A 13,484-nucleotide genomic window follows, 5' to 3' on the forward strand; every position below is an offset into this window, starting at 1 on the left:
GATATTGCCAGAAGGGATCTCATCATCGAGAATCTAAAAAAGAGAATCAGATTTGAGGAGAAAAATAATAAAAAACTTCACAAGCGGCTCAAGAGGATGAAAGAAGTTGAGAACAGCGATCCAAATGCAGACCTTCAGTCAGTCAAGGTGATTGTTGATCTCTCTCGTGAGAGCATCAGATCAGTAAACGAACGCATCGGTCTTAAAAGCGGCGATATCCTGCAGGTCAGAACCCCGGGAATATGGGGGAAAAATAACATTCATGATCTGAGCCAGGCAGGAATAGGCGCACTCATCATAGGAGAACGTTCTACCAGTTTCATCCCGGAAGAACTGCTTGATCTCTCCTATGCAGAGGAACTCCCGGTTGTTCCCGGAGCGTCAGTGCCGGTTAGCATCAAAGGTGACTTTGGATCCTGCGATCCTGACCTGCTTTATGAGGCCATGAGCATCTGGCAGGATGGCCTGGATGAGTTTAGAAGAAAACAGAGTGAAGCGATGATCGATGGAATCTTCAAAGAGTACCAGGCACAGAGGGAGAAACAGGTGAGAAGAAATGGATGATCGAGAACTGCTCAATCTCATCTGCCCGGTACTAGGTGAAGAGGCATGCAGTGATGACTGTGCAGTATTACCTGAAATTAAAGGAATCCCGGTTGTATCAACAGATATGCTCCATGAAACAACTGATTTTCCATCAGGGATGACAAACTGGCAGATCGGGTGGATGGCGATGGCTGTCACCATAAGCGATCTCGCATCCATGGGGGCTGTACCAAAGTATCTCACCCTCGCTATAGGCCTTGACTGTGAAAGCAGGCTCAACGATATTATAAAGGGGGCTCATGAATGTTGCCAGAAATATGGGGCACAGTATGTCGGAGGGGACCTCGATTCTCATACAGAACTGACCCTTGTCTCTACCGGTATCGGTGTTGTGACAGAGGGGAAACCAGTGAGGAGGTCAGGGGCAAGACCTGGCAATCTTATCGGGGTTACAGGGATCCAGGGACGTGCAATGGCAGGGCTAAAAGGTGACAGGAGATACTGGAGAGATCTCTGCGAACCAGCACCACGAGTACATGAAGGAATCGCCATCCGCCAGGCTGGTGCCACATCCATGATGGATATCAGTGATGGTCTCGCTATCTCTGTTCATGACATAATGAAAGCATCAGGAGTCGGTTGTGAGTTATCCCGCTCAGAGATCCCGTGCCTCCCAGATTACAAACCAGATGAAGCACTCATGATGGCACTCTTTGGCGGTGGGGACTTTGAACTGTTATTCACAATACCTTCCATAGACAGGCAAATCCTCCCCAAAGAAACAGTTATAATCGGAGCGGTGACAGAGAAGCAGGATATACTTCTTGACAGAGATCTGCTCCCTGCTGAAGGATATCGCCACAATTGGAATCAATAAACAAAAAAGGGGTCGGCTTGACCAGGATCTATGTCCACTGGTAGGTGTACCGCCAGTAATGATAGTTATTGGAGAAGCGGGTATAGCCCTGGTAGAGATTATCATAAATCCGGGAGATGTAAAGTTGCTCATTGATCTTCTGGAAGTAGGGGAAAGATTCCGTTATCTTCCCTTCTTTGTATAAAATACGCCCCATACCATACAATGCATCATGGTTATCAGGATCCAGTTCCAGGGATTTGTTGAAGTCAGCTTTTGCCTTCTCATCCTGATCCACCATCTGATAAGCGGCTCCCCTGTTCACATAGGTTGTAGTTAGGTTTTGACTGAGATTGATCGCCTGTGTGTATGCAGGGATTGAACCCAGAGGATAGCCCTGCTGGAAATAGGCATACGCAAGACTGATCCAGGCATCAGTCATATTTGGGTTAATTTCAGTTACTTTTTTATAAGCCTTTTCTGATATGTCAAACTTTTGGGCTCTATCGGCGGCATACCCGGTGTTCATCCAGGCTAGGGTGTTGTTAGGATCTTTTGCCAGAAGGTTATCATAAAAATGAAGAGACTCCTCAGCCCGGTTTACTTTTCGCAGTGTTTCAATGAAGCCCTGCCATGCAGCATTGTAAGATGGGGAGAGGTTAAGCGTTTTTCTAAATGCTGATTCTGCAGTATCGTAATCTTTGTTCCAGAATGATGCATCTCCAAGGATGTACCAGGCGTCAGGTGAAGTCGGATTCAGCGCTGTAGCCTTCTTCCCTGCTTCTGCTGATCCTTTAAAGTCTCCCAGTTCCTTTTTCGTCTTTGCCATGTAAGTCCATGATGATGAATCATCAGGATTCATGCGAGTGGCATTTTCAAACTCATATAGTGCTTTGTCATACAGTTTCTCTTGTAGCAGCAGGAATCCGATGTTCGAATGGGTGGCATCGTTGGCTGGATTAAGGGTTAATGAACGGTTAAATGCAGAAAGTGACTCATTAAACTTCTGCTGGTTTGCGTATGAGAATCCAATGCTGGACCATGCATCTGCCGAGTTATTATCAATTTTGAGTGCCTTCTGGGAGATATTGAGAGAATCGCTATACTGACCCACTGAATTCAGTATTCTGCTGTATGCCAGAAGAATTTCCAAATCATCAGGATTTTTCTGATATAATGTATTGTATGCAGCAACTGCCTTCTCAAGTTTGAGACCCTTTGCCAAAAGGTCTGCTTCGATCTTCTGATTTGACAGGTTTCCAGGCCTGAGCCCATTCAGCTGTCCATACGCCACTGCTGCTTCTGAATATCGCTTTGAAGACCTGAGTAGATCGCCAAGAGCACGCCAGGAGTCAGCATCACTTTTGTTTTCTATCAATGCACGGTCGTATGCTTTTGCTGCATCATTATACCGGCTGATATTCATGTAGAGTTCAGCTTTTCTAACCCAGTACCGCGAACTGTTGGGAGAGATGTTGGTTGCATTATTGTAAAGGGCAAGTGCATCACTATACTGCTTTTGCCCGGCATAGAACTCGGCAAGAGCAATGTAGGCAGGGGCATATCCGGGATCTTCCCTGACGACCTTCTCAAGTTCTACACTCCCATTATCAGGATCTCCAGATTCAATCAGGATCTGGCCACGGTTTGTCCGTGCTGAAGAGTTGACAGGATCAAGGGTCAGCACCTGATCATAGGCTTCCAGAGCTTCATTCTGCTCCCCGGCCTTTACCAGAAGATCACCAGAACGTAGCCAGAGATCAGGGTTTGTGCTGTTCAGACTGAGAGCTGCATCAACCAGCGCAATTGCTTTAGAATCATCACCTGATATTGAAGCATCTTCTCCTGCATTACTCAAACTCTCCTGAACATGGGTTACATTCACCGGTTTGTCAGTGATGCACCCGGCAGTCAGTACACAAAGCAGAATACTGAGGATCGAAAATCCAATTAAGAGCAGTATAGCCAGGCTCCCATACGGTTGTGGGCCTGAATTATTCAATCGTTCAAAAGATATATGATCACCCGTTCAGTCAAAAAAAGTTAATATGCATTATTGTAGGGAGTATACTTCGTGAGTTTGTAGGCTCCGTTTATATTCAGAGTATCGGTATACCCTTTCTGAGTGCTCGGAGTCATTGTGATGGTTGCTGCATCATACTGAGCACTTCCCACAACACCAATATCTCCAGAAGGAAGTGCGACACCTTTCCTTGGTTCAGGGTAATAGTTGTCAGGAATCGGTTGATCTGTTCCTGAACCTTCGGGAGATACACTGATGAAATTGAGTTCCCGTGCTGTACTTGACCATTTCATATCAGTAAACTGACCAAGACTGGTGTTGTTATAGTTGGCCATTGAAGTCTCGTAATTATATGATGTACCAATCTTAAGCGCAACATCATATGAACCGGGGAGCAGGTATGTATGAACTGGATTCTGCTCATCAGATGAATTCCCATCACCAAAGTCCCAGGACCAGGATTCAGGAAATCCATACGATGTATCAAAGAACTGCACAGTAAATGGGGCATCACCTTTAACCCGATCAGCAGTAAAATTCGATGCCATCTCACTCGCACTGAAATACTGCCAGTCAGGATGACATATAAATCCATCAGGGTTGCCCAGTTCACTTGCTTTGAACTCATATGCCAGAACACTACCAGGAACTGCCATCATTATCAACATTAGGCAAACAGCCCAGAATTTAGCCATTAAATCACTTCCTAAATCCGCATACCTGATTTATACTCGAAATTTTTCATAAGATTTCTGATAGTGCCTGCGACTTCAGTGTTATCCCGCCATACATGCTCAGATGATGTATTCAGATCAGTGTCCCTTCCCTCAAGGACTGATACAACAAACCTGGTTCTAGCAATACCTTCAGCCCCCTGACCATCAGTCCGGTTGGCGCCGGTTATGCTGACTGAATACTTCACCGCAGCGGGAACATTCTCATCCTCACCTATCAGTGTTGACCCCAGATGTGACTCATACGCAACATTCTGAATATTTGCAACAGATGATGAAGCAATGACCGAGGTGTCAAAAGGAGGAGTTACTACAGCTCCCATGGAACATGACACACAGACTGACAGGAGCGGAATCATGAGAAGCCGGATACCATACCTGTCAAAAAACTCGGTTTTCATCTATAAGGAGTATTGTTAGGGATGAGTCCAAATAGTTTGTTCAAAGGGAAGAAAACGAGGAGTTTAAGAGCCACCAACCTCAAGACCGGACTCAACACTGAAATCTTTTCCAAACTTGAATATAAGGCCATTTACCTTGGTTGAATCAGCAAAGGTCTTTGTCGATGACTCATTCGAAGTGTTCTGATAACCTTCCCGATTTGTCACTACGAAATTGGTTGCGGCACTACCCTGAGCGTATGGCAGCCCGGTGGATGTATCCGGATGAATTCCGAGTTGATATTTAACAGCTGCAGGCACTGTGTCATCATACCCTGTGGATCTGCCCTGCGCAATAGTTGCCAATTGACCAGTTGTTAGTGACACATCTGATTTTGCATCGTAAGAACTCTCAAAGGCACCGATATATTTACCGATAATCTGAGAGACCAGTGGATTGTGAATTGACTGATTTAATGGAGTCCAATTGCCGGTGGTTGTGAGAGTAAGCTGTTCTGAAGTACTCATACGTGACCCTTTGTCAGGATCGGTTGCATAGGTTGAGACTATCGCAGAATCAACGTTATATCCCTTCTTATTCTGGTTTCCCTCATCAAATGTCTGGTCTTTTGCAAGGGCCAGGTAACCACCGTTGGTCATCATGTCATTCTTATAAATCAGATTTGACTCGGTAGACCCTGGAGACAAAAATCCCTGACTTTCTGCGTCAGTCCCGTTATAATTCCGGGTATTCATCTGAACTTGGGTCTGTGAATCCATCATACCCACAAGTTGGAGGTTCGTGGTAGCCGGAACCTGCATATTGGTAGTCTTGCTCACATTCGGGAGCCGGTCTGCAGTGACCAGAGAGCCTGCAAGGATCAGCAGAATGAGAACGAAATATAATGTTCCGCGTTTTGTCATAGGTATGAACCCCGGAATAAATGCTGAGTATAGTTTTCCCAGAGCGGTTTAATAAGATGCTGGTATTAAAAAAACAGACGCCCAGATCGGAATTCGAATCCGAGTCGTCGGCGTGACAGGCCGACATGATAGGCCACTACACTATCTGGGCAAATACAAGGATCCCGCCTCCCGGATTTGAACCGGGGACATCGCGGTAGCTGCGCAGTTACCTCAAGCGGCAATCCATACTACAGCCGCGCACTCTACCAGTCTGAGTTAAGGCGGGATATTGCCTCAATAGATTAGTACAATTTGCATAAATAGATGCCGGTCACGCGAGATATTCATGCCATGTTTCAGTGATTTTAGTTCTCTGGATCAGGCAACACTTTTACTGCACTGTAGAGGAATAGTATAGAGTAATTTTGGTGTGTCATGACAGGTATTCCTGATATTCTGTGGCTTGAAGAGATACGTAAGGAGGATATTTCCTCAGTCGGAGGCAAAGGTGCATCCCTAGGTGAGATGGCATCTATCGGCCTCCCTGTTCCTCCCGCGTTTGTGGTAACCAGTCAGGCATTTCGCCGGTTTCTGGTTGCAACCAATCTTGAAGATAAACTCTATGCGCTTCTTGAAGATCTGGATGTCGACAATAATGACCTGCTTGAAGAGGCTGCTGAAAAGGCAAAAAAACTTGTCTATGACTCACCGATGCCCACGGATCTAAAAGAGGCCATTGCCCGGTCATATGAAAAGATGTCACGCGGCGGTAGCATCGTTGCTGCACGATCCAGTGCCACCGCAGAAGATCTCCCTGACGCCAGCTTTGCCGGGCAGCAGGAGACTGTTCTCAATATTAAAGGGATTGAAAATCTGCTCAAAGGAGTTCAGGTCTGCTGGGCTTCTCTTTACGGGGCACGGGCGATATACTACCGGACAAAGCAGGGATTCGAACATCACACAGTAAATATCGCAGTCGTTGTGCAGCGTCTAGTGCCTTCAGAGAAAGCAGGAGTTATGTTCACCTCGCATCCGGTCACCGGTGAATCCCTGACAATCATCGAGGGATCATGGGGACTTGGTGAATCTGTGGTTTCAGGCTCGGTTTCTCCAGATAAATATGTCTTTGATCAGAGAACGGAACGGATTATTGACAAATTCATTGCAACAAAGCGCACAGAGATCGTAGCAGACGGAGAGTACGGAACAAAAACTCTTGACATTAGGGCTGACCGCCAGGAAATGCAGGTTCTCTCTGATGAAGAGGTGAAACGGCTCGCTACATACGGAATTGTGTCAGAAGAGCATTATGGTGTTCCGCAGGATATGGAGTGGGGCATTGTCGGGGATCAGATATTTGTGCTCCAGTCCAGACCGATCACCACCATAAAAACCGGAGCAAAAAAGAACGGACAGACTGCCACAACCGGTAGCGCCGATAAGGTGATTCTGCAGGGTCAGGGAGCCTCACCAGGTATCGCAAGCGGTAAGGTCGCCATTGTATACGATGTCAAAGACATCGGAAAGGTAAATGAGGGTGACATTATGGTCACCAGGATGACAAACCCTGATATGGTTCCCGCGATGAGAAAGGTCTCCGCCATCGTTACTGATGAGGGGGGAATGACCTGTCACGCAGCGATCGTCTCACGGGAACTTGGGACACCAGCTGTCGTCGGTACTAAAATAGGAACCCAATTACTGAAAGAAGGGCAGATTGTCACTGTTGACGGAGAGAAGGGGCTCATCTATGATGGAATCATCGAGACCGCAAAACCGGAAATCGTCAGTTCTGTGGCCACCGTTGCAGCAGGTCCTTCAAAGATCATCACAGCAACCTCGGTCAAAGTAAACGTTTCAATGCCAGAGGCGGCCGCCCGTGCAGCAGCAACCGGTGCGGATGGCGTTGGCCTGCTCAGGATTGAGCATCTCATCCTCGGCCTTAATAAAACACCTAACTGGTTTATCGAGAATCACCGGGAAGAGGAGTTTATTCAAGAACTTCTGAATGGGATCAAAGTCGTCCTGGATGCATTTCCCGGAAAACCTGTATGGGTCAGGACCCTGGACGCACCGACCGATGAATTCAGGAACATGCAGGGCGGGAAGAGTGAGCCAATAGAGCACAACCCGATGCTTGGATGGAGAGGGATCAGGCGTGATCTCCAGAGCCCTAAGCAGTTCAGACTTCAGATCGAGACCTTCAAGCGGCTGTGGGATCTCGGATATGATAATCTTGGAATCATGTTCCCGATGGTATCACACCCGAACGAGTTCATCAAAGCAAAAGAAGAATTCAGGAATGCAGGGGTGGACGTTGAGAATGTAGACCTCGGCATTATGATAGAGATCCCGGCAAGTGCGGTTATCATCGACGATTTCGTCAAGGCAGGGATAAAGTTTGCTTCGTTTGGTACAAACGATCTTATTCAGTATACCATCGCTATCGATCGCAACAATGAGAACGTAACTGATATGTACTGGCCAAAGCACCCGGCAGTACTGGCACTCATCGACCGGGCCATTAAAGCATGCCGTGAAGGGGGAGTTGAGGTCTCAATCTGTGGACAGGCAGGCAGTGAGCCTGATATGGTCACCTGGCTTGTCCAGCATGGGATCACCAGTGTCTCATCCAACATTGATGCTATAGCAAAGATCCGCGAGACAGTCGCCCGTACCGAGCAGCGCATTATTCTTGAAGGTGCACGAAAGAACTATGGTCTCTGATGGTATCTCATCAGAATCTCTCTTCTGTTTTCTTGAAGAGTGCCGCCGCAGGGACATCTGCTGGGATCACATCCTCTCCTCAATGTGTACTCCACCTCACACGGTTGCGGTCCGTGCGCATAATCTCTTCATGGAGACGAATCTTGGAGACCCCGGTCTTTTTCCAGGCACAGCCCATGTCGATGAACTCCTGATCCGCTGGTTTGGAGATCTCTACCATGCACCTGATGCCGGCGGCTGCTCTACATCAGGCGGCACTGAATCTAATATTCAGGTACTCAGATTTACCAAGGCTGCAAAGAAGTCTGATCACCCCAACATCATCGTGCCGGCATCAGCCCATTTCTCTTTTGAAAAAGCCTGCAGGATGATGGGCATTGAGATGCGGGTTGCTCCTCTTGACGAGCAGTACAGGATGGATATTCCCAAGACCGCTGAACTCATGGATAAAGATACCTGCTGCCTCATAGGAATTGCAGGAACAACAGAGTATGGCATGACTGATCCCATCCCGGCACTTGGAAAACTTGCTGAGGAGGAGGACATACACCTGCATGTTGATGCTGCATTCGGCGGACTTGTTCTCCCATTTCTGAAGGACGCACCACAGTTTGATTTCAAGGTCGGTGGTGTCGGATCGATCTCAGTAGATCCTCATAAAATGGGAATGAGTACCATCCCAGCCGGTGTACTGATGGTCAGAGATGAGGCCTGCTTCTGTAACCTTCTGGTGGACACACCATACCTCACGGTTAAACAGAGTTACAGTTTGAGTGGAACCAGGCCCGGGGCATCTGTCGCAGGAGCATATGCTGTTCTTACCCACCTCGGAAGAGACGGGATGGAAGCGATTGTTGCCGGTTGTATGGAGAACACAAGGCGGCTCACCGAGGGTATGGAAGCATACGGGGTGAAGAGGAAGATAACTCCTGATGTAAACGTGGCAACTTTCGAGCACACAGATGTGCCTGAACCCTGGGCAGTATCCTATACCAGAAGCGGGGATTTGCGTATCGTATGCATGCCCCATGTTCATCGGGATGTGATTGAGAAGTTCCTTGCAGAATTTGGAGAGTTTCATGATAGACCATCTAATTAAATCACTTGAAACGTGCCCGATTGTAAAAAAGGGAGAATACAATTATTTTGTTCATCCGATCACCGATGGTATTCCAAGGATAGACCCGGTTGTACTCCGGGAAGTTGCAGTCGGGATGATACACTTTCTTGATCTGCGTGATGTACAATACATCGTGGCCGCAGAGGCGATGGCAATTCCGATAGGAACCGCAATCTCACTGATGACCGATATCCCGGTAAATATTATCCGAAAGCGCAGTTATGGCCTTCCTGGTGAGCAGGAGGTTATGCAGCAGACCGGGTACTCAAAAGGGAAGATGTTCATCAATGGCCTGTCACCAGGAGACCGGGTTGTCATCGTGGATGATGTGATCAGTACAGGAGGGACCGTGAATGGCATTCTTCATACACTCAGTGAGCTGGGGGTAGAGGTTGCCGGGATCTGTTTTGCTATTAAGAAGGGAACTCCGGAAATTTCCATGCCTTACCACTATCTCGTTGCAATCGAAGTGGAAGACACGGTGAAGATCGTTGATCGCCAGCTCTGACCTGATTGCAGAACTGAAACAGCGGGGGGCAGAGAGGGTTGCCCTCCAGGCACCAGAGGGGCTCAAACGCCGTCTCCCTGAACTTGCCCTAGACCTTCAATCTGCAGGGTTTACTGTTTTTGTCAGTGGTGATCCCTGTTACGGTGCCTGTGATCTTGATATTGACCTGCTTAAAGATGCAGATCTGCTGATTCACCTTGGTCATGCACCGGTGGACAAGACAGAACGGATTCTCTACGATATCTTCAGAATGGATTTTGATCCTGAAGTAGTTCTGAATGCAATCCCATACTTTACAACAGGCAGAATAGGTCTGGTCACAACCGTGCAGCACGCTCATTTGATCCCTGAAATCTGCCGGATTCTGAAAGAGGTAGGGATATCAGTAACTGTTGCGGAGGGATCAGACCGGACTCCCTATCCAGGCCAGATCCTTGGCTGCTCATTTGAGGCAGCCCGAAGAACAGGAGAAACTGAGATTCTCTACCTTGGAACCGGGGTGTTTCACCCTCTTGGTGTTCAGATAGCAACCGGAGCTAAAGTGATCGCCTGCGACCCATACACAAAGCAGATAGAGGAAGTCAACGGTGAGCGGCTGCTCAGAAGGCGATATGCCCTAATCGAGAAGGCAAAACCAGCCGAAAAAATAGGAATTCTCGTCTCACCAAAGAGTGGTCAGGCACGCAGGGAGCTGGCTGCAAAGCTCGCATCTCTCTCTCCAAAAGCAATCCTTGTCCAACTACGGGAGGTGACACCAGATCAACTGCTCAACCTTGGTCTGCCCTGCTACGTGAACACCGCCTGCCCCAGGCTTGCCTATGATGATCAGGTCAGATGGCCGGTCCCGGTACTCACCCCGCAGGAGTTTGAGATTCTCTGCGGTGTCAGGGGATTTGAGGACTACGAGGTTGACGAGATCAAATGAAACTACGCAAACTCGAGATGCTTCTCGAACAGGTCACCGGTTTTTCACACCCCCTCCCTGAACGGGAACAGTACCAGACTCCGGCACCGCTTGCTGCACGGCTTCTCTACACCGCATTTCTTGCCGGTGATATTTCTGACCTCCGTGTACTTGAACTTGGATCAGGTACCGGTATACTGGGGATTGGGGCAGCACTGATTGGGGCAGGTGAGGTGATAGGAGTTGAGATCGATCAGGAGGCGACCAGGGTTGCTGAAGAGAATGCAAATAAACTCAAAACCAAGATCTCGTTTATTGATGCTGACCTTTCAAACCCCGTAACCTGGGATAAGGTTCCGGGGGCAGATACCGTGATCATGAACCCTCCTTTCGGAGCACAGGTGCAACATGCTGACAGGCCCTTTATAGATCTCGCACTCTCTCGGGCAGAGGTTGTGTATGGAATCTTCAATGCTGGATCAGAACCATTTATTCGGCAGTATATAGCAGACCGGGCAGAGATAGCCGGCGTGATCGCTGCAGAATTCGCCATCCCCAGGACCTTCTTTTTTCATTCCGAAGACAAACGTGATGTCCCGGTTAAAATTCTTGTTTTAAAACGAAGGGCCTGATATTTCAGGCTGATAGATACAAATTACAAAAAAAGGATATCTGCAGGTTCAATCCTTAACCAGGATGAAACCAATCCCTGCAAACATGATTCCTGCAAGGAGGGCTACAATACCGATTGCACCCTTGACTACATTGATGACATCAGGGAGGAAGAACCAGATGCCGTACGCTCCTCCGAGAATCAGAACAATACCAACAATAAGCATACCGAGTCCCATTTTATCCATATTAAATATCCTCCAATTTTCAGAATACATATTGATTATTGGATCCTAATAAAATTCTCCTGCAGTTATTCATCTATCAGAAGATTCAGACCGGGTAGCCCGTATGGTTCATGCTCATCACTGGAATCAGGATCCAATTCTGCAGTGAGGGTAACATCAAGCTGCTCACCCAGTTTCAGAAGGGTTATCAGGTCACGGGGAAGCATCCCTGCGGTATAATCGCTGTACAGACCGATGGTACGCCCACAGGTAAACGACGATCTTCGCCAGACCAGATCAGTCTGATGATCAAGCAGGAGGCCCGGTGAACCAGAAGAGGTGACAGTCACCTCAACCTCTTTGCATCGAAGTTCGGTAATGAGTCTGCAGCCGGGAGAGCGCATCAGTTCCCTGAACTGATCAGAGAGATCGGCTGCCCCTTTTTCAGAGCGCACAGCGATGATGCAGTTTCCTGAAGGTGAGAGGTGCTGCTCTGCAGTTATCTCGAAGGTGGTCTTGTGAGTTGCAGTCACTTCAGGGTGTCCGAATGCTGAGAACCGCTCAACTGCCCTTGGCATTTATACAGAGATATCTTCCATTGATAATGAATGGATCAGATTGATATGTTCTGCACCACATGCGACGAAGAGACCGAGCATGAGGTTTTGAGCAGGACCACAAACCAGGTGATCAAGTGTACTATCTGTGGGACGGTTTCACGCATCCCTGTGCCAAAAGAACCTGCATTATTACAGATCAAGGCAATTGTCAGTAATGAAGGAGCATCATCAGTCTGCAAGTGTGAGATTGCAGAGGATGAAGAGGTTGCAGTCGGTGATTACCTAATCGCTGAGTCTGACGACGGAGAAGGCACCGGTATTGAGGTAATGTCTATCGAGTCTGGAGATAAGCGGCTAACCAAGTCCCTGGGAAAAGATATTGATACCCTATGGACCCGGGTCATTGATCAGGTTGTAGTACGCTTTTCAGTACACGACGGATGGCATACTCTCCCACTCTATGTAAGATGCGAAGGTGACGAGAAGTTCGTTGTCGGTGACGTATATGTCATTAAGGGCGTGAAATCACGCATAGGACATATCAGGATGAGAAACGGGGCGGTTACCAAAAGAAGAGGAAAGTTTGAGGTTGCAAACACCATCAAACGGATATATGCATACCGAATCTGACCACCTTATGATGAGGTGGACAGCTGGGTAAGTGTGATATCAATCGTTGGATATCCATAGTTGATTGTAACATTCTCATCAGTCATATCAGTGATCGTTGAGGTCCTCAGATATGTAGAGGGGGTTGCATTGTCAACTGCGATCTGCGGTGTCTCGCTGAATGCGATCGGGACCTGGGATCCTACTTTTGCTTTTGCGAAGGACTCTCCCGTAATATTTGCAAACTGCGCCTTAGACATCGTCCGGGTCATTTGAGAAGCACCTGGAATCTGCATTGACTTTGTGTCTCCTACTTTCATGCCGACAAGCCCGTATGATATTGCATCAAGTTCAGGTCTGAAGAGTCCGAAGTCAATTAGACCACCATTATTTGACGGGTTCATAACCTGGATCGGGACCAAATCACGGGTTTCTGTAATATTGACTCTGATCGGAAGTTTGTCACTCATCACTACGAGATTACCTGCGTTTTGAGCCTGAAGATAGGTATTGGATGTAGTAGTTACGACCGGGCGGTTCTGCCCATCACGAATTGTAAAATCTACAGTCGCACTGTTTCCGGGTTTTGCCTGGCTGAAGATATTGAGCCAGGACATCCCGAGCATGGAGAAGACCATGAAGACAGCCAAAAGGACACACGCAACAACAACTACGTATTTTGTCCAGTTTACTTCCTCCTTCTTTTCCACAGACTTATGCCGGAATCCTTTCATCCTTACTATGTCACTCTGTAATAAGATAAACATAATAC

At 47.7% G+C, this 13,484-nt stretch carries 14 protein-coding genes, 2 tRNA genes and 1 pseudogene; 8 read left to right on the forward strand and 9 right to left on the reverse strand.

Features of this window, described 5'->3' with window-relative positions; genetic code table 11:
- Positions 1-564, forward strand: a pseudogene (locus VN429_RS04690) (hypothetical protein); the annotation flags it as partial.
- Positions 557-1,423 (forward strand): thiamine-phosphate kinase, encoded by an 867-nt coding sequence (thiL, locus tag VN429_RS04695; protein WP_325630333.1) that lies wholly within the window; start codon positions 557-559, stop codon positions 1,421-1,423. The pseudogene VN429_RS04690 and the gene thiL, both read left to right, overlap by 8 nt.
- A 28-nt stretch (positions 1,424-1,451) precedes the next feature.
- On the opposite strand, the gene VN429_RS04700 is transcribed toward thiL, so the two are convergent.
- The 6 genes from VN429_RS04700 to VN429_RS04725 all read right to left on the reverse strand — a co-directional run bounded on the left by VN429_RS04700 (position 1,452) and on the right by VN429_RS04725 (position 5,731).
- A complete protein-coding gene (locus VN429_RS04700) occupies positions 1,452-3,404 on the reverse strand; it encodes a tetratricopeptide repeat protein (protein ID WP_325630335.1) in 1,953 nt (650 codons plus the stop codon).
- A gap of 41 nt (positions 3,405-3,445) precedes the next feature.
- Positions 3,446-4,120, reverse strand: a complete 675-nt coding sequence (locus VN429_RS04705; protein WP_325630338.1) for a PKD domain-containing protein — start codon at positions 4,118-4,120, stop codon at positions 3,446-3,448.
- Between the two features lie 11 nt (positions 4,121-4,131).
- Entirely contained in the window at positions 4,132-4,560 is a 429-nt protein-coding gene (locus VN429_RS04710) for a hypothetical protein (protein WP_325630340.1), read from the reverse strand.
- 63 nt (positions 4,561-4,623) lie between these two features.
- Positions 4,624-5,463: a hypothetical protein gene (locus tag VN429_RS04715; protein WP_325630342.1), complete on the reverse strand. Its 840-nt coding sequence runs from the start codon at positions 5,461-5,463 to the stop codon at positions 4,624-4,626.
- A gap of 78 nt (positions 5,464-5,541) precedes the next feature.
- Positions 5,542-5,614: transfer RNA gene (locus VN429_RS04720), tRNA-Asp, on the reverse strand.
- A gap of 11 nt (positions 5,615-5,625) precedes the next feature.
- A tRNA-Tyr gene (locus tag VN429_RS04725) sits at positions 5,626-5,731 on the reverse strand.
- 149 nt (positions 5,732-5,880) lie between these two features.
- Here VN429_RS04725 and ppsA point away from each other — a divergent pair.
- The 5 genes from ppsA to VN429_RS04750 are packed head-to-tail and all read left to right on the forward strand — an operon-like array spanning position 5,881 to position 11,336.
- Positions 5,881-8,172 (forward strand): phosphoenolpyruvate synthase, encoded by a 2,292-nt coding sequence (gene ppsA, locus VN429_RS04730; protein ID WP_325630344.1) that lies wholly within the window; start codon positions 5,881-5,883, stop codon positions 8,170-8,172.
- A complete protein-coding gene (gene mfnA / locus VN429_RS04735) occupies positions 8,162-9,271 on the forward strand; it encodes a tyrosine decarboxylase MfnA (protein ID WP_325630346.1) in 1,110 nt (369 codons plus the stop codon). Before ppsA ends, mfnA begins: the two co-directional genes overlap by 11 nt.
- Positions 9,252-9,800 (forward strand): hypoxanthine/guanine phosphoribosyltransferase, encoded by a 549-nt coding sequence (gene hpt / locus VN429_RS04740; protein ID WP_325630349.1) that lies wholly within the window; start codon positions 9,252-9,254, stop codon positions 9,798-9,800. Before mfnA ends, hpt begins: the two co-directional genes overlap by 20 nt.
- Positions 9,784-10,725 (forward strand): diphthamide biosynthesis enzyme Dph2, encoded by a 942-nt coding sequence (gene dph2, locus VN429_RS04745; protein WP_325630351.1) that lies wholly within the window; start codon positions 9,784-9,786, stop codon positions 10,723-10,725. Before hpt ends, dph2 begins: the two co-directional genes overlap by 17 nt.
- On the forward strand, positions 10,722-11,336 hold the full coding sequence (locus VN429_RS04750) for an METTL5 family protein (RefSeq protein ID WP_325630354.1): 615 nt from the start codon (positions 10,722-10,724) through the stop codon (positions 11,334-11,336). Before dph2 ends, VN429_RS04750 begins: the two co-directional genes overlap by 4 nt.
- Before the next feature lie 48 nt (positions 11,337-11,384).
- Here VN429_RS04750 and VN429_RS04755 read toward each other — a convergent pair whose 3' ends face one another.
- Both VN429_RS04755 and VN429_RS04760 read right to left on the reverse strand, forming a co-directional pair.
- Positions 11,385-11,564 carry a hypothetical protein gene (locus VN429_RS04755; protein ID WP_109968821.1) on the reverse strand — a complete coding sequence of 60 codons (180 nt, stop codon included), beginning with the start codon at positions 11,562-11,564 and terminating at the stop codon, positions 11,385-11,387.
- A 65-nt stretch (positions 11,565-11,629) separates the two neighbouring features.
- Positions 11,630-12,121: a DUF371 domain-containing protein gene (locus VN429_RS04760; protein ID WP_325630357.1), complete on the reverse strand. Its 492-nt coding sequence runs from the start codon at positions 12,119-12,121 to the stop codon at positions 11,630-11,632.
- A 45-nt stretch (positions 12,122-12,166) separates the two neighbouring features.
- Between VN429_RS04760 and VN429_RS04765 the strand changes: the two genes are divergently transcribed.
- A complete protein-coding gene (locus VN429_RS04765) occupies positions 12,167-12,733 on the forward strand; it encodes an HVO_0476 family zinc finger protein (RefSeq protein ID WP_325630359.1) in 567 nt (188 codons plus the stop codon).
- Positions 12,734-12,738: 5 nt separating this feature from the next.
- On the opposite strand, the gene VN429_RS04770 is transcribed toward VN429_RS04765, so the two are convergent.
- Positions 12,739-13,484: peptidylprolyl isomerase (locus VN429_RS04770; RefSeq protein WP_325630362.1), on the reverse strand; the 746-nt coding region annotated here is incomplete at its 5' end.

It is taken from the genome of Methanospirillum sp. (genome assembly GCF_035560735.1).
In the GTDB taxonomy this organism is placed as follows: Archaea; Halobacteriota; Methanomicrobia; order Methanomicrobiales; family Methanospirillaceae; genus Methanospirillum.